Below are 20,268 nucleotides of genomic sequence, written 5' to 3'. Positions count from 1 at the left end.
TAATGCATTTTCAACATTATAACTTTTCCTTTAAAAATAATGATTGATCAGTCTGTTGATTGTAGCGGCAGGTGACGACTCCTGTGGGATGAGTGAGACAGATGAGTCATCACAAACGACGGTGATGGCTTAGCGCTCCCCCCGCGGAAAGCGTCCGTCTAAAACGGAAATCATGCTTAGTAGAGGTGTCTTCATAGAAGAATGAACTTCCGTTTTATATAGCTTATTGTCAATTAATGGACAAATGATAATATAGTAGAAAAAGCGAGATGCAAGGAGAGAAGGGAATGGGGAAAAAAGTAGTTTTCATACTTGGAGCACTTATTTTGATCTTTAGTTATTTGACCTTTTCCACGGCAACCCAGGCGCTCCGTACTACTAGCGAAATGCCCAAAACCATTCCCTCTAATGAGGATACCATTCGCCTTGTACTTATAACTCAGGAACTGGACACCCCTTTTTGGAATAAAGTCGGGCAAGGTGCAGCAGAACAAGCAAAATTAGAAAATGTTCAATTAGAGGTCTGGGGAAGCTATGGTAATAACGAGGAAGATTTTTTGAAAAGAGTGGAGATAGCCCTTCATTCAAAGGTTAGCGGAATAATTGTTCAGGGACTAGATAATGAAGAATTTAAAGAATTGACCAAAGTGAAGGCTGCATTCTACGGTATTCCAGTCATTACAGTCGCTAACGATGTCCCGGTCGAGGAAAGTTTAAGAAAGACCTATATCGGTTCAAATCAGCTCGAAGCAGGAAGAATGGTCGCACAACGATTAGTCAGTACAATGGGTACAACTGGAGATATAATCATTCTAGGAGATAAGAAACTAGCACATTATCAGAAGGAACGCTTGCAAGGAATTCAAGAAGTGCTTAAACACTATGAGGGAATTCAGGTGACCGTAAGAGGGACCGAGGATACTAAGGAACAGGTGATGGCTACAACTCAGCAACTTATGAACGAAACTCCACAGGCACAAGCTTTTATAGCAATCAATGCAAATTATGCTGGACCTATGATACAGGAAATTGGGAGACGTACAAGGGTAGAGCCATATCATATTTATACATTTGATGATGGAATTGAATCCAAAACTTTACTAGAGCAGGGGCAACTAGATGGTGTGTTGGAGCAACAGCCGGAGAGAATGGGTAAGGAAAGCGTGAAAAGACTCATGAAATGGTTAACTAATGAAACTGTTCCCCTTGACTCTGATGGTTATTTAACTGAAATAAGAATGGCTGAATTGGATGGTACGAAGCAATGACTACGATTCATAAAAAGATTTGGATGCTCGTTTCAGTAGTCCTCGTTATAATGGGTATCATTTGGTTAATGCTCACGTATTACAACCAAAGAACACAAGAGCAAACAAATGATGTATTACAGCGATACTTAAGGATGAATGAAGTAACTACAGCTAGTCAAAAAATAATAACTAATCTAAACAATTATTTACTAAATCCTACAGAAGCACATAAGCAACAGCTGGAGAAAAGTATAGTAGATATAAAAGAGGTTCAAGAGGATGTTGCAGAGCTTAGAAACGTGGAGAATTCATTTTCCTTAACGAATTATATTCATTTAATTGATAGTTTAGTAGAGACTACGGAGCGTTCTATTATGCTCATACAGGAACGAGATATAGAAGACTCCACCAAGGAATTCAATGAAGCTAATCGTATTTCTATGTACATATCAGAAATGACATTGACTATTTTGGATCGTGAACTGAAGACATATAACGAATTTTATCGGGCAATCATTAACCAATCCGAAGAGTTAAAAAAGCTTGGAATTTATTTGCTGCTATTGATTACCTGTGTGCTACTACTGGCGACTTATTGGTTTTCATTGAGCATTACTAAACCAGTTCATCAGCTTACAAAAGCGGCCAATGAATTAGCACAGGGGAGATTCAACCAGCAGATAGAAGTGAAATCTAATGATGAAATAGCATTTCTAGCCAAAACATTTGATGAAATGCGAATCAATATTAATGATTTAATACAAGAAATTCAACAAAAGGCACAACTGGAGCATGAGCTACAACAAAGCAGACTTCTACTAAAGGAGAGCCAATTAAAGACTTTACAAAGTCAAATAAACCCTCATTTCCTGTTTAACACTTTAAATACCCTTTCTAAAAAAGCTTATTTGGACGGGGCAGAGGAAACGAGTGACCTACTTGTAAGTGTCGCAGGATTACTTCGCTATAACCTCAAGCGAGGGGATGGAACGGTAACATTATTTGAGGAGGTTATAGTTCTCAATCAATACATGGAGATTCAAAAGGCTCGCTTTATCGATCGATTACGATTTATATCTCACATTGATGAGACGTGCTTACATATAAAAATTCCAGGTCTAACACTTCAGCCAATTATCGAAAATGCAGTTATTCACGCTATTGAGCCTGAGATAGATGGAGGCACAATTTGGTTTAGAATTCTTAAAGTGGAATCATTCGTGATTATAGAGATAGAAGACAGTGGCAAGGGGATGACAACGAAACAAATTGAAGAATTACTTAAGGGAGATATTGTGCCTAGCGAGGGGCATTCAACAGGAATGGGCTTTCAAAATGTTGTAAAAAGGCTGTCTTTGTTTTACGGAGATAAAAGCACTATCACTATTCATAGTATAGAAGGTCAAGGGACAAAGGTAATCATACAAATTCCAATAGCATGGGAGGAAAATGATGATGAAACTTCTGATCGTCGATGATGAACCGATAGAACGTGAAGGAATGCAGGCTATACTTCAAAAATCTTTTCCAGAGTACTCCTTTTATCAGGCTAAAAACGGGAAGCAGGCAATCGAACTTGCAGATAGTATTCGTCCAGATTTAGTGTTAATGGATATTATGATGCCAGGCATGAATGGGCTAGAAGCCATAGAAAAAATAAAAGAAACGAATTCATCTACCAAGTTTGTGATGGTAACTGCATTCGATATGTTTGATTATGCAAGGAAAGCTATTAAGCTTGGAGTGAAAGATTACTTACTCAAACCTAGTAAAGTAACCGAAATAGTCTCTACTGTAGGTAAAGTATTAGAGGAATGTAGAGTAGAAAAAGAAGCGGAGGCTAGCAGCCGTCTAGCAAATGAAATGTGGCAAAAAACATTGACTTTAGCAGAGACAGATATTGTAACACAGCTATTATTTGATCATGTTCACGAAGTGCATATAGACTTACTAGTGGAAATGTTAGATACCCCTTCTACACAAGAAAAATTTGTAGTTGTTATACTCTTACCGGAAGGTGCAGAGCATTTGTATGTGGACATCAAGCAGAAAGTTCGTCAAACAACCAATGCTTGGGTTGGTGCCTTATATGGAAGGCAATTACCAATTATTGTGTTTAGAAACCCTGATCAAACATTTCGTGCACAGGCAATAGCATTTTCAAAAGAGATTTTATCCTTAAATAAAGAAAACATCGGTATGGATTGGTTTATTGGAATTGGTCAAGTATATGGGGAACTCTCGGAAATTAGGCAATCCTACCAAGAGGCTCTTATTGCTACGATGGATCCCACTTTGGTTGTAAAGTATCGGTTTTATTCTGAAGTTCAGGCTATTACTGTTGAAACAGACTATCAGGTCATCAGACAACGGGAGCAGCTGTATTTCGAACAATTAAGACTAGGGGATTGGGAGTCGATTCGCTTATTTGTATTGGATATGATTCAACAGCATGAAAAAAAAGGAAATGCACTTATCTACACTCAACAAAGAGTATTGGAGTTATTGTGGATTGCACATAGAGTCATGAATGAATTAGGAATTGACTCAGAGGTACCTGTTTTCCCACTTCAAGCACTTGAGTATCGTCAGTTGCGATTGGAAACTACACGTTTGCTTGATCGTATGCAAACTGTTTATAAGAGCTATTTTGAACGGATGGAAGTTGATAAAATTCAACAAATCAAACAGTTTATATATGATAATTCCCATAAGGACATATCCTTAGATATACTGGCGCAAAAAGTCGACTTAAGCCCAATCTATATTAGTAAAATGTTCAAGGAGAAGCTAGGTATTAACTATATTGATTTTCTAACGGAGTGTCGAATTGGAAAGGCTAAAAAGCTCCTCAATAATTCAGAACGAAGCTTAAAGGAAATTACGTTTGAAATTGGCTACCATGATCCTAATTATTTCAGCAAGGTATTCAAAAAGATGTGTGGAATCTCTCCAAAGGAATATAGAAAAACCATGTTAAGTAAGAAAATAGAATTTTAATGAGAGGGGGAAAAGGATGAAACAAAGGGCTAAACCTATTTGGCTTTTGGGTATCATTCTGCTGTTAGTTGCTTGTTCCCCTGATACTGAAAGGGAAAGTATTAAACCAGAGAAAGGACCCCCTTCTCCAAAAGAAGAGGAGCCGATACGAATAGGGTTTTCTATGGATACCTTATTGGAAGAACGATGGCTAAAGGATCGAGATTTATTCAAGGAGGCTGTGGAGGCTTTGGGTGCCGAGGTAGAAATATTTGCAGCAAATGGAGATGATGCACTTCAAATATCTCAAGCAGAGCGACTTATTCAAAGCGGTGTCGATGTATTAGTAATTGTTCCGCATAACGCCGAGGCAACCGCGGCCATTGTCCATAAGGCTCATCTTGCAGGTATACAGGTGATTGCATATGACAGACTTGTGAAAAACTCTGATCTCGATTTGTATGTTTCCTTCGATAATGAACAAGTGGGAGAAATGCAGGCAAAGGCTATTACAGAGCTTGTACCAAAAGGGAACTATGTGATTATAGGGGGAGCAATCACGGATAACAATGCGCATCTTCTGAAAAAGGGAGTATTTAAAGTACTTCGTCCATATATAGAGAATGGAGATATCAACATTATTTATGACCAATGGACGAAGGATTGGACACCAGTAAATGCAAATGCGAATATGGAAGAAGCACTTCGTACAACAAATCTACAGATTGATGCAGTAATTGCAGCAAATGATGCTACTGCTGGTGGGGTAATAGAAGCACTTGAGGCCAAAGGGCTCGCTGGACAAATACCAGTCGCAGGCCAGGATGCGGATTTAGCAGGGGTACAGAGAATAGTTAAAGGGACGCAAACTATGACTGTATACAAACCTATTCACATGCTCTCAGAGGAGGTTGCGAAACTGGCTGTATCCATGGCTAAAGGTGAAAATATTAATGCGGGGCAGAAAGTTAAAAACGGAAAAATTGAAGTTCCTTCGGTGTTATTAACACCAATTCCAGTAAATAAATCCAATCTTAATACCACAGTTATTACAGATGGTTTTCATTCAGAAGAGGAAGTTTATCAAGAGTAGAAAGAGTAGCCCCCTTAATAAAAGGCAATGTGTTTGATTAACAACCCACTTCTGACTAATTTAGCAATATAAATTACACTAAGAAAACGCTCAGAGTAATTCAGTCTATATGTATTCCACACAACAATGGAATGTTCCTGTAATAATTGTTTTTATCTATTTAACCTACTGTGTCATTTAAAGTATAAAGCTTTAAAACTTATTCTTATATTAACCTAAGCATTTTATTTGATTTAATTGTCATCAAAGCATTTTAAGAGGACTCGACTTTTGATGTCCTTATAAATTAAAACACCCTCCAATCAACTGGAGGGTGTTTTATAATGAAGCAAAAATACTAATTACTTTGTTTAGCTGTTTGTTGCTTTCCTTTAATAAAGAAAGATAGGATAATTCCAATTACTGCTAGAGCAATAGCGTATTTAAAGGATGTTTGTACCCCATAAATAAACGCGTCTACTGATGAAGCTGATGCACCTTGCTCTGTCACAAAGGAAGCTTGGGCAGAGGACATAATGGTAATCGCCACTGCAGTCCCGATTGCACCGGATACTTGCTGAAGAGTATTCATTAATGCGGTGCCATCTGGATATAGATGACGAGGCAATTGATTTAAGCCATTTGTTTGAGCAGGAGCCATAACAAGCGATACACCAATCATCATTACACTATGTAGCACGATAATCGTTAGCTGAGATGTCTGCTGGTCAATTTGCATAAAGAATACGAACGCAATCCCGATTAAGATGAAGCCAGGCATTACAAGTACCTTTGCACCGTAATTGTCAAACAGGCGTCCGACAATTGGAGAGAAAATACCGTTAATAATTCCACCTGGTAACAAGACTAGACCAGCGGCAAATGTTGCTAAAGCCAATCCAGTTTGTAAGTAAAGTGGAAGTAAAATCATAGTTGAAAGAATACACATAAAGGCTATAAATACGGCGATTAAGCCTAATGTAAACATTGGATATTTTAGAACCTTTAAATTGATCATTGGTTTTTCCATGTTGTTTTGACGCCAAGCGAATAAGGCAAGACCAATTACTCCTGCAGCTAGAGCAATAATTACAATCGAACTGCTCCAGCCTTTATCGCCAGCTACACTAAAGCCATACACAATGCCTCCAAAACCAATACTAGAGAAGATAACAGATAGAACATCAATCTTCGGATGGGTAAGCTCATTGACATTTTGCATATAGAAGTAGCCGAAAATCAATGCAAATACAAGGAATGGAAGTGTAGTCCAGAAAATCCAGTGCCAAGTTAAGTATTCTAAAATAATTCCAGAAACGGTAGGGGAAATCGCAGGTGCGAACATGATAACAAGTCCCATGACACCCATTGCTGATCCACGTTTTTCAATTGGAAAAATTAATAAAACCGTATTGAACATCAATGGTAATAAAATCGCAGTACCAATAGCTTGAACTATACGAGCCATCAATAAAAACGCAAAGGTCGGTGCAAGTCCTGCTATAATAGTTCCTATTATAGAAAATATCAAGGAAGTCAGGAATAGCTGACGAGTGGTGAATTTTTGAATCAGTAATCCGGAAATTGGGACTAGAATACCAAGTGTTAATAAATAGCCAGTAGTCAGCCATTGAATAGTTGTATGTTCAACGCCGAGCTCAATGACTAATTGGCCTAATGCCATGTTTAGTGCTGTTTCACTAAATAGTCCAACAAAACCAGCGATTAGAAATGCTGCTAGTATTGGTGTTTTTTTGATTGGTTGTGACATGAAAATCCTACTCTCTTAATAAATTACTTTTTGGTGCTACTAAATAAGGAATTTGCTTGGCGATTGCTCTGAGCGGATCACCAGAAGCACTTGTGATGCTTAATAATATACCACCTTCAAATAGTGCATTTAATGTGATTGCAAGATTACTTGCATCTTCCTCTTGCATCCCACAGTCAATAAATTTATCTTTTATCAGTTGTTGCCAGCTTTTAAAAACCTGATCACAGGCTAGGCGTATCTCTTTGTTTTTAATCGCCATTTCACCAGCAATATTACCAATGGGGACACCATCTATTTCGCGGTTCAACTCAACTTGTGAAGCAATATGATTTAAATGGCTTGATAATATCTTTATAGGATCTGCGGATTCACTCAACAAATTCCTTGTATCCTGTAGCATAATTTTTCCTGTATATTGAATAGCTGCTAATAATAGTTCTTCTTTGCCATTAGGAAAATGATGATAAAGGGCACCCTTTGTTGTATTACATTCCTTAATGATTGTAGCAATACTAACTGCCTCAAAACCATACCATCGAAATAGATGACCAGCAGTCTGAATTATATGCTGTTTAGTTTCCTGCCCAACGGACATATCAATTACTCCTTTCCACAAAACAGAACGGTCGGTTTGTTTTTAGCACAAAGTCTAGTATAAAGAGTGATTAAGCACAAAGCAAGCTTGAAAGCTCAAGCTTTAGCTTAAATCCATTAAAAAAATCAATGCATGGGCAAAAATAAAAGAACTCTAATGTAGCAACGCTGCACTGGAGTTCCACTCTGTATTTTACAATGTTCCGCGATCTACTTGTTCCTTTAATATTTGTAGATTACCTAATACATTCTTCGAGACCTCTAACGTTTCTTCGATTGCATTAGCTTTTTCATCGGCTAGCTGGTAAATTATTTCGTTAAATAATAGCTCCATCTCCTCTAATATAGCTAAGGCAGCGACATTGTACAATCTTACATTTTCAAATTTAGCTGGTTCAAAAATGGCAGTATCCAGATAGGGCTTAAAATTGTCTAGCATTTCCGGTAGGTTTACATTCATCCTATTGAATCCAATGCGCAAACTTTCCATTAAGACCTCCATTTCTATAAGAGGCTCGAGGGCACTAGCTACAGCACTTTTTACTCTATGTTCATAATCTGTAAACAAACTCATCAGCAAACCGATGGGATTTCCGTACAGACCGATATTTTGAGCAGCCTTTACAGCGAGGATAATTGCAGTTAATGCAGCTTCTATTAGAAGTGCAATAACTTCTAGGATGGAAAGGATGGGACTTAATATTGTTGTTCCTAAAGTAACTATCGTATTATGGGCCAATTGGACTTGAACTTCCTTAATTTTCATTCCTACTACTAAATAAGAGGATTCCTGAATCGTCTTAATCTCTGTTTTTTGAACTGCATCTACACGATCTCCAGGTGAAGATCCCATGTGTATAGCATCTGCTAGGCTGACATCACGGTTAATAAAGGAATTGGCAATGTCATTAACCTGAGTTTCGTACTCAGTTAATTGATTGTATACTTCTTCTTTATTTATTTTTAAGATGTTATAGTGCGCATCCAGCTCCCCGACGACTGCATCGACAAAATTGTCTGTTCCTCCTCTAAATAATTCAGGTATATCCTTATACATAATATTGTGTGCACTCGTCACTAGATTATCTACGTCTAGCTTAAGCTGATTTAAATAATCTCTTGCTGGAGCGAAGAGTGTTTCTACACTTATGTCAGTTGAGGTAATAAACTCAATGATTTCAGCCGGTTTAGAGTTTAAAATGCTGTTTAATATTCTACAACGATCCTCTGCTGTATTAAGAAGATCTATTAGATCATCTATGGCTGCCTTGATAAAGGCCCCTGTCTCTGCAATGCCCTTAAAAACGGGGTCTCCGGCTATTTCTTCAAGCATTTGTTGAAAGATTTCTTGGAGGGTAGTTACACGCTGACTGAATTTAGCACTCTCATCCTCAACAATACTTACCGAGTTACCTATATACTCTTTGACATTTGTTATTCGACCTTTTACTTGGTCTCTTATTCCGTTGGAGAGTAAAATCATATTTTCTTGGTTAATCTCAATTTTTTCAGTATAGCCTCCATAAATAGGATTTCCTGTCCAAATACTTGTTACAATATGATCGTCAGCACCAATGTGGATATATCCATGTCCGGGCTGTCCCTTTATACCAACTTCAACAACAAAGTTCCCGTCTTTATCAGGGGTAACGTAGCCTGTATGATTCGATACAATCTGTGAAAGCAGGGGAACCCCATTGTTAATGTTATATTTTTTCCCTGGTATTCTATTGCCCATTCCAATAGCTTCTTCTGTGCTCGTAAGAAAGTCGAAGCGGCTGTAATAATTGGTGATATTCTCATACATCATCGTAGGATCCACTAAACCAGCAGGAAGGATTGCAGGGTTCAATGTTACAGCTTTAACCTGAGGGTTATTAATTGCAACAGAGTTAGTAAGTCCACCACCTAGAGAATTACCTGTTACTGAATCTACGTTTCCAAGACTAGTATTTACCCAATCAAAATACTTTTGAGCATCCTCTAATTGAGCGGGAGGAGTATCCGCTAGTAGCTTTGCATTTGTATCAATCCAATCCTTGTTGTCTGCGCTACCAACAAAAACTACAGTCAATTCCTTTGTTTCATTGTTTTGGACGGTAAGTGCATCAAGACCTGAAGACATCCCGTATTGGGTATCCACTACTCTGAATACTTTATCGTTAACTGTTATAATTCTACCTTCTGGATAATTTCGATAAGCATGAGAACCAGCTAATTCTACTAAATCTTGATCATTTGTCTGGACGTTAGAAACAGGATTAATAGTAGTCATCGAGATTTCCACTCCTATTCTTTCATAATCTCATTTAATTTAGTCTTGTTTATCGAGCTTTTTTTTGATCCGTCAGCATACTCTGCGTTAATCAAGTTATCGTGTAAAATTACCGAGTAAGAGCCTTGGGGTATTCCTTCCATTTGCTCGATATCTGAAACAATTTGGTCATAAAGTGCTTCATCTGGGTCGGTATCGGATTCTTTCATATATAAAGTAATAGTGATGAGCATTAGATTAGAATCGAAATTATACTTTTCAAATGAGCTTTTTAATTCTTCCTTGCTAATTGTTGGGTCTTCTATATATTTGTTATAAAGCTCTGTAAAGTATTCGCCTGAGGCACTTGTGTAATAATAGGGAGTTGCAAATCCATTAGCACCTACTCTTTCCACTGCCTCCATACGAACTCCTACTACAGGATTTTTTACAGTTATTTCATTTAAGTATTTATCAAGGTTAGAAAATTCCTGATCATTAATCATTGCATAAAGACCAGTAGAAATTGCATCTTCTATCTGTCCCTCTTGAGACCACACTTTGTCTGATTCTACTTTTTCCTTTTCCACATCAATAGGTACAATGGCAAAAGTGTAGAAATGAGGCTCTCCAACAGATTCTACGAATACAGAGGCACCGTCCACAGCTCCCACGATGTTATGGATTTTTACCTCTGTTTTATACTTGTTTAGAAAGAACTCCTTTACCGCTTGTTCAATCGAATCACGATTCTCCTCCGCGATTTTGTCCGTTTTTTCTCCATTTTGTAAGGTGTATTCGTCACCTTTGTAATCTTGAACGCTGACAAAGCTCTCACTATCTAAAGCAATATCACCATTTCCAAGTATTTTGGTTTCCTTTGTATTCTCTACATCCACGTTGCAACCTCCTAATAAAAGTGTTGTGCTAACAATTGCTAAGGCCATTTTGCTTTTCTTCATATTAATCCTCCCGCTTTAGAGCTAAATCCGTCGGTTTTTATTTATTGTAATCAAACCTTACGAGATAAGAAAATAAAAGCTTAATATTTTGTTTGAATTTTAAGAAAACAGGTGAAAGGTTGTATAGGGATTTTGTGTAATAAGGACTTTTGTTTTAAAGGGGAGAAGGTCATCCTTGGATGTGTTAACACCAAATTCATGAAGGGAGAGTAATGAGTGAATCAATTTTTCGCAATCGTACACTATTTATTTTAGATAAGAAAAATCTCATCCCTAAGATGTACTATAATTTCGTTCCGGAGATGTACTAGAAAATTTTACTAAATTGTTATACTTATTATGAGATCTAACAAAAAAGGAAAGATAGGGCAATTAGAAAGAGAATAAAAGAGTACAAGAATAGGGGAATGGTCGCGTGAAAAAGACAAAGAAATTAATCATATGTATTTTAGTATCAATTGTAGTAGTCCTAATAGGAGCCCTTTTTTCTCCGACATGGACAGCGTCTATTGAAGGGGAAAACAGTATTAGTGTTTTAGAGCAAGTGGAGGTTAATGGAAGTAACCATGAAGTATTGATTCGTGGCAATAATACCGATAACCCTGTTATCCTTTTTGTGCATGGGGGACCAGGAAGTTCAGAAATACCGTACGCTTCTCAATACCAAGACTTGCTAGAACAAGATTTTACAGTTGTTCAATATGATCAAAGAGCAAGTGGAAAATCATATCATTTTACAGTGGACTATTCTAATCTTTCAACAGATTTACTAGTAGAGGATCTGTTAGCTATGTCCGATTATATTTCGAAGAGACTTAATAAAGAAAAGATCATATTAATTGGTCATTCGGCAGGTACCTATATTGCTACCCAAGCTGCATATCAATCACCTGAAAAATATGAGGCATATATTGGTATAGGGCAAATGAGTGATACTATTGAAAGTGAGCTAGAGAGCTTAGCCTTCTGTATTGATCAAGCTGAAAAGGAAGGGAATATGGAGGATGTTACATATTTACAGGGGTTAGATGAAGATATTAAAAATGGTGACACAGTTACTCCAAGAAATTATGTAATGAAATATGGTGGGACTTCTAGACTTATCGAAAATCCAGACGGTAATAGCTTAAATAATTTTCTTAGCAAGGAATATAATTTATTGGACGTGATTCGTTATAACTATGGAATTTCCTACTCACAGAAAATGATGTTACCTGATTTGTTAAAAAAGCCGTTACCTAATATAGTTACAAAGCTTGAATTACCAGTTTATTTTGTAATGGGAAAGCACGATTATCATACTACTTATAGTACAGCCAAAAAATACTTGGATACTTTAAATGCAGAACAGAAAGAATTTATTACCTTTGAGAAATCAGCTCATTATCCACAATTCGAGGAAAAGGAAAAATTTTATGAGTGGATGTCCACCACTTTTACACAATAAATATATTTTAAACTAAGTTTTAAGGAAGGTGAACAAATGGAAAGGGCTTTAACCAATATTATTAACAGTGAAAATTTAAATGATTATCCGTTGTTTATAGAGTTTTGCCTATACAAGGAAAAAGGTCTACGTAAACAATCGTTAAAGTCATTAAATCTTTTTCTTCAGCAAGCATTAGAATGGGATATAAAAAAACAACAACAATTTGCATGCTGGATTTTTGAAGTAATTGAAGTATCAGAAGATGTACATCAGGTACTTATTCACCCATTAGAAGAGAGATTATTGAAACCTTTAATGGAGAAATGGATGGATTTAAATCCTGAAGACCCAAGAATGTACAGATGGTATGGTCTATTTCTGAATATCGATAAGCGGACAACCTATTTAGATAAAGCCTTAAAATTAGGTGGCGATAAGGAACAATTAGTAATACTAAAGCTAATAGATATTTATATAGATTCTCTTTGGTATTCTTTTCACCATATTTCAGAGGACCTATACTTAGGTGATATACAAGAAGATAGATTACTACTGAAAAAAATAGAACAGCTAAGCAAGAAAGTAGAAAAGGAAGAATACAAAATAAATATTTACCAACTTGTATCTTATTATAGTAATTTGATGAGTGATTGGATTTCGTTTTCAAGTGAAGGTACAGTCGGCTTTGTGCAATGGTGTGAGGATAAAGGCAAGGCCTATGAATTTACTAAGATCTATTATTATGAAAAGTAGGTTCCTGCATCTGCATTAGGAGATTTGAATGATTTTTTATAAAAAACAGAAAAAATAAAACTTTCCTGCTTATCGTTACGTCTAATGGGTAGAAGTGGAAGAAGGAGGGATATAATTGAAGAAAATACTAATGTTACTGCTACCATTTGTTTGGATCGTAGGATGCAGTTCTAGTTCGGAAAAGGATATAAATGAAACTAACGTTGCACCAGCTCAAGAAGTGTCTGAGGATACTGAAGAAACAGCTAGTGACCCTTCAGGAACAAAAGAAACTTATTTAAATAAATTAAATGAGATTGAAGTTAGTTTAAAGGAATTCGACAAGGTATATGAGTCTGGAACACAAACGGATATGAATCAAGCTAAATCAGAAACATTCAAAAGGTGGGACGAAGCTCTAAATGAAATTTATGGTGTACTTAAAGAGCAACTGTCTGAAAGTGAAATGGAGGATTTAAAAATAGAACAACGCGATTGGATTAAGCAGCGTGATAAAATCGCAGAAGAAAAATCCAAGGAAGCAGAGGGTGGAACACTTGAGCCGTTCCTGTATTCGAGTGCTTTAGCTGATCTTACTAAAGAAAGATGCTATGAATTAGTAAATAATTATATGAAATAAGTGAAAACGCCCCTCCGAGTGAGTGGCGTTTTTTTCGTTTAAAGAATTTTTGAAATCACAGTATTTAGATGAGACAGAATCAGAACGGCTAATAAAAATAATCAAATAATATCTAACTCTTAAAAATTTATTAAATAATTTTAAAATTAGGTAAATTTTAGTTTCTAATTTCCAAAATTTACTTTACAATATAATTATTACCGTAAAAGGGGGACTATTTTTGAAGAAGATAGGTATTATATTAACGGCTTCGGCTTTATCGATTGGAATGTTTTCATCTGCTGTAAGTGCTGCTGGTACAGGAGGGGCACAACCATATAATGTGATGACTCAGGTTGCAGCAGTGGATGTAACGGTATCTAAGGAGGACCTGCTAAAGAAATTTAAAGCGAGTTTTCCAGGGATATTTGACTCTGTAAAGGCTAGTGAATTTTATATGCATTCCTATGAAAATCCGTATGAAAACAAAACAAGATATGATATGTCTTTTAATAAGCAAGTAAAAGGTAAGGAAATCTACGGTAGTATTGGGTTTTCTGGAGACAATTTTGAGATAGAATCTTTTCACTATGAGCCGGTGACTACCGCTGATGCTTTATTTCCTGCAAAGGTATCCAAGGATGAAGCTAAAAAAATTGCCAATGACTTTGTACAAAAGTATATCAAGGACGGAAGCTACCAGCTAACAGAAGGGATGAATGATTTTTATTATTCTCCTCAACTTCTAACTAGACCTATTCGTTATTCTTTTTCATTTAATCGAGTCCAGGATGGAATTGCTATTCAAGATCAGAATGTAAACGTAACTATTTTAGGTAGCGGAGAGATTGTAGAATTTAATCGTTTTAATACAAGTAAATCTTCAACGTTTGAAGATGTGAAAAAATTGAATGATTCAAAAGAAGCACTAGCAAAAATAAAAGATAATGTAACAGCTAAACTACAATATCAAATTACTGCATCGGATGAAATTAATAAATATGATGTAAAATTAGTTTATACGCCAGATGTGCTTAGTTTAAATGCAACAACTGGTGAATGGTTTAATAGCTATGAATTTTTAGCCGAGAACCCTGCTAAAAAGGGATATGAAATGATTGTAGAAAAGGCATTGCCTGCAAAGCAAAATGGTATCACGAAGGAAGAAGCCAAAAAAACGGCAGAGAATCTACTAAAGGTAGATTCAAGTAAGGTAAAGCTATCTATTCAATCTGTAGAAGAGACGAAGAATTACAATGGACAAGATGTAATCAGTGTTCAATATATGTATAACTACTCAAACGGTAGCGGTTCTGGATCTAATATAGAATTTGATAAGAAAACAGGAGAGCTAGTTCAGTTTCATAGTATGAAACGTGAAATAACTGAATATTTAGAAGAGAAAAAAGATGACAAAGCTATTTCCTATGAAGAAGCACTAGCTAAGGCAGTGCAATATGCTAAGGAATATTTACCTTCTAATCTTCACCAATATGCACTTCCGACCGATTCATTTTATGAAGATCCTAGGGGTCTCTATTACTTTTCATTCCCTCGAATTGTAGACGGAGTACTTGTTTCAGGAGATCAAATAAATGTGCATTTAGAAAACGATGGCACTTTAGGCGGTATAAGTATTAATAGACCACAGATTGACGAGTGGCCATCAAAGGACAAAGTGATTTCTGAAAAAGAAGCAGAAGAGATTTTCAAGAAGTCTGTTTCATTAAAAACGAGTTACATGAAAGAATATCAGAAGAAAGAAAATAATCATTATAACTTAATATATTCTCCACAGTTTAATGAAGAAGATTATCAAGTATTAGAGGCAAACACAGGTAAATGGTTCAATCAATATAATAGAGAAGTGTTGCCAGAAGTCTCTCATAAAACCGCAGCAGATGAATTAAATTATTTAATACAAGCAAAAGTATTAACGGTTAAGGATGCAAAAACCTTTAATGGAGATGCAACTGTATCGAAGGGGGAAGCCATCAAAATAATGATGAATTCCTTGACGTATATGTATTCTGGTTTTCCTGGAGGAGATTCAGAAAACGTCAAACAAACCTTTACTAATGTAGATTCTAAGCATACATCTTATCAGGCAATAGAAAGAGCGGTAGAGCTAGGAGTACTCACAGCAGACAAGTCTACCTTTGATGTGGATAGTCCGATTACTAAAGAGGAGCTATCAGTATGGTACATCCGTGCTCTAGGCTTAGAGGAAGCTGCAAAACAATCTAAAATATTCAAAAATGATTATACAGATAGTAAAAAGATTAAAGCCGAGAACGCAGGCTATGTTGTGTTGGCAGACTCTTTGGGATTAGTAAAGGCAGAGAAAAATGAATTCAACCCTACTAAGCAAGTAACCTATGCAGACCTAGCAGTTTCTACTATCCGTTTAGGACATGAAATGTCTAAAAAAGGCAGAGACTATAGATTCGGTTATTAAATTTTCAAAAAGCGGTCAAGAACGCTGTATAACGAAAAGAAACGTTGTACAAATGGAAAGAAGTTTAAAGAAGAGCCCTCTATTTGATAGAAGGCTCTTCTGTTTTGTAGAAATCGAGACTGTATCAAAAGACAGTGCAAAAACTCACCAAGATTTTCTCTTGGTGAGTTTACTTTATTATTTCAGTTTTAAATAAAACCAAACAGCATTGATGAATGTCTGAGTTTGACCCTTAATAGATGTCCCATTAAAGGTTACTAAGAAAGGATTAAGCAGTGACTGAAGCACGCTTTTACGTATACGCTCCTGTTTAAGCTCAAAAATAATGGCCTCATAGAGATCCTCTTGTTCCATTGTGAAGTTCCCTGTTGCTTTAAGATGCTTGGCCATCTCCAATAGTTCGTTTATTTCTAGCGGTTTTCTATCTATATTCATTCGCATCAAATGGAAAGTAGATTGATCGATTAAAGAAGTATTATGTTGAATCATATGGGGAATGATAAGGCCAATGTATTCAAGTAAAACCTCTACAATCCGATGGAGTGAGAATGGTGCGTTAGTTATGCGTATCGTAAACATAATGTGCTGTAGCATACCATGGAATAATATAGCGCATTCAAAGGCGTGTTCTGAAATTTCTTCTCCAAATACAGCTTTAAATCTTATGGCTAACCATTCTAATTCAAATATGCGATGCTGTAAAACCAATTTTTTTAAATCTTTTTCGTTAGAACTAAGAATGGCATCGAAGAGTGCATGAAGGTTCCGCTCTTCATTTAACTGAATGATACTATAAATCTGCTCGGTTAAAACTTGTTGGTCTTTTTCGTTTTTCCCGACCTGACTTTGCATACGAAGCTGGCTAGCATCATAACGTAATCCTTCAAGTATTTCTGCTATACAATCATTTTTAGAAGTAAAGTAATTATAAAAAGTTCCTTTTGAAATATTTGCTCGATCTATAATATCTTGTATAGATGTTTGTTGGATGCCTTTTTCCACAAAAAGCATTAAGGCTACATCTGCGACATGTCTTTTACGTTTATTCATAAGTCCTCCACTACTATACTGATGGCTTTAGTATATATTTTGTGAACATAAAGTTCAATGTTTTTAAACCTTGAGTATAAATATATTGAAATAAATGGACTAATGGTTTAATATAATTCGAGTAATGAAATAAAAAGAGAAAAATAGAATAGGGGAAGACGAAAGATGAGTCATATTGAAAATAGAAAATCTACGTACTTAATGCTAGCCGTACTGTTTGTCGGGGCATTTGTGTCGTTTTTAAATAACTCGCTTTTAAACGTAGCGTTGCCTTCCATTATGGTGGATTTAGATGTCGATTATTCCACGGTACAATGGTTAGCAACGGGTTACATGCTAGTGAGTGGAGTATTAATACCAGCATCCGCATTTTTAATAAGAAGGTTTTCAAATAGAACGCTGTTTATTACATCAATGGCGATATTCACATTAGGTACTGCTATGGCAGCATTAGCACCAAATTTTGGCCTGCTATTAACTGGTCGTATGGTTCAAGCTGCAGGTTCGTCCGTAATGGGGCCATTATTGATGAATGTTATGCTAGTTGCCTTCCCACGTGAAAAACGTGGAGCTGCAATGGGGATTTTTGGATTAGTTATGATTACAGCACCAGCGATTGGCCCTACATTATCAGGGTTTATAGTAGAGTACTATGACTGGCGTGTTCTTTTTATCATGATTCTGCCGTTAGCAGTCATTAGTTTAGGCTTAGCTGTATGGAAGTTAGGAAATGTAATGCAGACGGATAAAACTGCAACCATTGACTTTGCATCTGTCATTCTTTCTACATTTGGTTTTGGTGGTTTATTATATGGTGTCAGCACAGCAAGCTCAGCAGGTTGGGATGACCCAATTGTATTAACAACCTTAATAGTCGGAGCTGTATCTTTAGTAATTTTTGTTGTACGTCAGCTGAAGCTAGACGAACCACTATTAGATTTGCGTGTATATAAATATCCGATGTTTACTTTAGCGTCTATAATTGCTGTTGTTAACTCGGTAGCAATGTTCTCAGGTATGATTTTAACACCGGCGTATGTACAAAATGTACGTGGTATATCACCTCTTGACTCAGGTTTAATGATGCTACCTGGAGCAATTATTATGGGAATCATGTCTCCGATTACAGGGAAATTATTTGATCGGTTTGGACCACGTCTTTTAGCGATAATCGGATTAGTTATTACAGCAATTTCGACGTATGAATTGTCCACGTTACAAATAGATTCTTCATACTTATATATTATTTCTATTTATACAACTCGCATGCTTGGGATGTCTATGGTTATGATGCCTATCATGACCAATGGTTTGAATCAGTTACCAACACGCTTAAACCCGCATGGTACAGCTGTTAATAACACTGCTCAACAGGTTGCTGGTTCTATAGGTACAGCAGTTCTAGTATCAATCATGAATTATGTGACTACAAAAGAAGGGGAAAGTCTGATGTCTAAAGTAGACCCTGCTACTCTTACTGAGCAATCTATGGGATTATTAGGTCAACAAGCCCTCCTAGCAGGTATTCAATATTCTTTCCTTGTAGCATTGGTTATGAACATAATCGCATTAATATTAGCCTTCTTCTTAAAACGAGTAGATGTAAGCCCTGCTGCACTTCGTAAGCTAGAAGAAGAAAATCAAGTAGAAACAACAAAATAAAGTATATAATTTTGGCCTCCTTCTATATAGAAGGAGGCTTTTTATATGTAAGTGCAAAGTTCTATTTAGGTAATGGAAGTACGCTTAGCCCATAAAAAACAGGATTTAACTAGAGAAAAATAGGGTACATGAAAAATACAACAAAAGTAAAGGAGGACATACTATGAATCACTTAAAAGCACTTCTTATTAAATTTGTCATGATTGCAGTAGTCCTTATTGTGGTTTTGACGCTCATTTTTGATGTTCCATTTATGGATTCTATTTGGACTAGTTTAGTATTAACTGTATTAGCTTACATTTTAGGAGACTTTCTATTATTCCGTCTTGCGGCAAATCGCTCCAGTCAGAATGTCCGTAATATGATAGCGACAGGCGGAGATATTATCATTGCCTTTCTAACTATTTGGTATATGCAAGTTGCTCTAGTAGATGCCAACGGATCTATTGCACTTGGTTCATTTATCGCTGCGGTTATTATCGGTGCAGGCGAATGGTTCTTCCATAAATACTTGGATGGAAATGTAGTTTCTAAAAACACTCGAACAACCGCTGATTTAGAAGCAGATTATAAAAAATAACCTTAAAAAATCCCTTTCAGAAATTCGAAAGGGATTTTTTTAACATAAAGTAAGAAAAGACTTCTAGTGAAACAGGATTGTAGTAAAAAACTTCTGGATTGTAGTAAAATACGGCATGATTGTCGTAAAAAATGAAGGAATTGTCGTAAAAGGTGAGTGGAAACTTCTAGTGGAACTGGATTGTCGTAAAAACCGCTGGGATTGTAGTAAAATACGGCACGATTGTCGTAAAAAGTGAAGACATTGTAGTAAACAAGAGCAATCCTTAGGTAAATAGCTCTCAACAGTTGGTTTATTCCTCTGCAAATTATTTGAAGTTCTTTTAAAAACTTACTAGCCAAAACCTACAACAAAATAGAATCCACTTTATCAGGAATTAAAAATAAGGGCTATCCCCCCAGAATGCGAGAATAGCCTTTAATTTGTATAACCTTCATAAATCTTCTGTAATCTCTCTTCGAATTGACTCATATGGACAATACGCGCTTCCCGTAAATATTCTTTCCCATCTATAAATAGAAGCAGCGCAGGGACTGAAAAAACAATGAACCGTTCTGCAATCTCTTCCACTTCTGCGGAATTGATATGTGCAAGCTGTATTTCCGGAAAATTTTCCATTAGTTTCCCGACTTGTGGTAAAAGGGCATGACAAACACTACAGTCTGTATGCGAAATATAAATAAAGGATAATGGATTGCTGGAAATGAAACTGTCCACAGCTTCAATTGTGTGCAACTCCTCGAAAGTTCTCATTTTGCTCCACCTTTCTGTGCATAGTTTAGCCACCCATTAGACAAAAGTAAAGAAATCTACAGGAAAACTCATTCTCCATAAATCAACCTTGCTCTTCAAC

Annotated in this window: 16 protein-coding genes; 10 read left to right on the top strand and 6 right to left on the bottom strand. The window is 36.3% G+C overall.

Annotated elements, in window-relative coordinates; genetic code table 11:
• Positions 1-287: 287 nt before the first annotated feature.
• Genes MHB55_RS18265 through xylF form a run of 4 tightly spaced genes read left to right on the top strand, consistent with a single transcriptional unit; the run spans position 288 to position 5,322 of the window.
• On the top strand, positions 288-1,268 hold the full coding sequence (locus MHB55_RS18265) for a substrate-binding domain-containing protein (protein ID WP_191697864.1): 981 nt from the start codon (positions 288-290) through the stop codon (positions 1,266-1,268).
• A complete protein-coding gene (locus tag MHB55_RS18260; protein ID WP_151112616.1) occupies positions 1,265-2,728 on the top strand; it encodes a sensor histidine kinase in 1,464 nt (487 codons plus the stop codon). Before MHB55_RS18265 ends, MHB55_RS18260 begins: the two co-directional genes overlap by 4 nt.
• Complete coding sequence (locus MHB55_RS18255) at positions 2,703-4,250, top strand: response regulator (protein ID WP_151112618.1); 1,548 nt, start codon at positions 2,703-2,705, stop codon at positions 4,248-4,250. Before MHB55_RS18260 ends, MHB55_RS18255 begins: the two co-directional genes overlap by 26 nt.
• Before the next feature lie 16 nt (positions 4,251-4,266).
• On the top strand, positions 4,267-5,322 hold the full coding sequence (xylF, locus tag MHB55_RS18250; RefSeq protein WP_151112620.1) for a D-xylose ABC transporter substrate-binding protein: 1,056 nt from the start codon (positions 4,267-4,269) through the stop codon (positions 5,320-5,322).
• A 337-nt stretch (positions 5,323-5,659) separates the two neighbouring features.
• On the opposite strand, the gene MHB55_RS18245 is transcribed toward xylF, so the two are convergent.
• The 4 genes from MHB55_RS18245 to MHB55_RS18230 form a co-directional block, all read right to left on the bottom strand.
• A complete protein-coding gene (locus tag MHB55_RS18245; protein ID WP_151112622.1) occupies positions 5,660-7,072 on the bottom strand; it encodes a DHA2 family efflux MFS transporter permease subunit in 1,413 nt (470 codons plus the stop codon).
• Between the two features lie 7 nt (positions 7,073-7,079).
• Positions 7,080-7,670, bottom strand: a complete 591-nt coding sequence (locus tag MHB55_RS18240) for a TetR/AcrR family transcriptional regulator (protein ID WP_151112623.1) — start codon at positions 7,668-7,670, stop codon at positions 7,080-7,082.
• A 192-nt stretch (positions 7,671-7,862) separates the two neighbouring features.
• Complete coding sequence (locus tag MHB55_RS18235; RefSeq protein WP_191697862.1) at positions 7,863-9,944, bottom strand: SA1320 family protein; 2,082 nt, start codon at positions 9,942-9,944, stop codon at positions 7,863-7,865.
• A gap of 14 nt (positions 9,945-9,958) precedes the next feature.
• Positions 9,959-10,885: a DUF1672 family protein gene (locus MHB55_RS18230; protein ID WP_191697861.1), complete on the bottom strand. Its 927-nt coding sequence runs from the start codon at positions 10,883-10,885 to the stop codon at positions 9,959-9,961.
• Between the two features lie 415 nt (positions 10,886-11,300).
• On the opposite strand from MHB55_RS18230, the gene MHB55_RS18225 reads away from it, so the two are divergent.
• The 4 genes from MHB55_RS18225 to MHB55_RS18210 all read left to right on the top strand — a co-directional run bounded on the left by MHB55_RS18225 (position 11,301) and on the right by MHB55_RS18210 (position 16,123).
• Positions 11,301-12,332: an alpha/beta fold hydrolase gene (locus MHB55_RS18225; RefSeq protein ID WP_340863792.1), complete on the top strand. Its 1,032-nt coding sequence runs from the start codon at positions 11,301-11,303 to the stop codon at positions 12,330-12,332.
• A 36-nt stretch (positions 12,333-12,368) separates the two neighbouring features.
• The gene (locus MHB55_RS18220; RefSeq protein WP_144540697.1) at positions 12,369-13,067 is read left to right on the top strand and encodes a hypothetical protein; all 699 of its coding nucleotides are present in this window, start codon (positions 12,369-12,371) and stop codon (positions 13,065-13,067) included.
• A gap of 115 nt (positions 13,068-13,182) precedes the next feature.
• Entirely contained in the window at positions 13,183-13,686 is a 504-nt protein-coding gene (locus MHB55_RS18215; RefSeq protein ID WP_144540700.1) for a lysozyme inhibitor LprI family protein, read from the top strand.
• A 220-nt stretch (positions 13,687-13,906) separates the two neighbouring features.
• Complete coding sequence (locus MHB55_RS18210; RefSeq protein WP_191697859.1) at positions 13,907-16,123, top strand: YcdB/YcdC domain-containing protein; 2,217 nt, start codon at positions 13,907-13,909, stop codon at positions 16,121-16,123.
• 177 nt (positions 16,124-16,300) lie between these two features.
• Here the strand turns inward: MHB55_RS18210 and MHB55_RS18205 are convergent, their stop codons facing one another.
• A complete protein-coding gene (locus MHB55_RS18205; protein WP_144540705.1) occupies positions 16,301-17,173 on the bottom strand; it encodes a TetR/AcrR family transcriptional regulator in 873 nt (290 codons plus the stop codon).
• A 165-nt stretch (positions 17,174-17,338) separates the two neighbouring features.
• Here MHB55_RS18205 and MHB55_RS18200 point away from each other — a divergent pair, with 165 nt between their 5' ends.
• Together MHB55_RS18200 and MHB55_RS18195 are read left to right on the top strand one after the other, a co-directional pair.
• On the top strand, positions 17,339-18,835 hold the full coding sequence (locus MHB55_RS18200) for a DHA2 family efflux MFS transporter permease subunit (RefSeq protein WP_340844838.1): 1,497 nt from the start codon (positions 17,339-17,341) through the stop codon (positions 18,833-18,835).
• 163 nt (positions 18,836-18,998) lie between these two features.
• Positions 18,999-19,415 carry a DUF2512 family protein gene (locus MHB55_RS18195; RefSeq protein ID WP_144540708.1) on the top strand — a complete coding sequence of 139 codons (417 nt, stop codon included), beginning with the start codon at positions 18,999-19,001 and terminating at the stop codon, positions 19,413-19,415.
• A gap of 417 nt (positions 19,416-19,832) precedes the next feature.
• Here MHB55_RS18195 and MHB55_RS18190 read toward each other — a convergent pair whose 3' ends face one another.
• Positions 19,833-20,168 carry a thioredoxin family protein gene (locus MHB55_RS18190; RefSeq protein WP_151112632.1) on the bottom strand — a complete coding sequence of 112 codons (336 nt, stop codon included), beginning with the start codon at positions 20,166-20,168 and terminating at the stop codon, positions 19,833-19,835.
• Between the last annotated feature and the right edge of the window lie 100 nt (positions 20,169-20,268).

This window comes from Psychrobacillus sp. FSL K6-1267 (genome assembly GCF_038003265.1).
Taxonomy (GTDB): domain Bacteria; phylum Bacillota; class Bacilli; order Bacillales_A; family Planococcaceae; genus Psychrobacillus; species Psychrobacillus faecigallinarum.
Note: the sequence above shows the minus strand (reverse complement) of the source record. Positions and strands in the feature narration are given on the sequence as shown.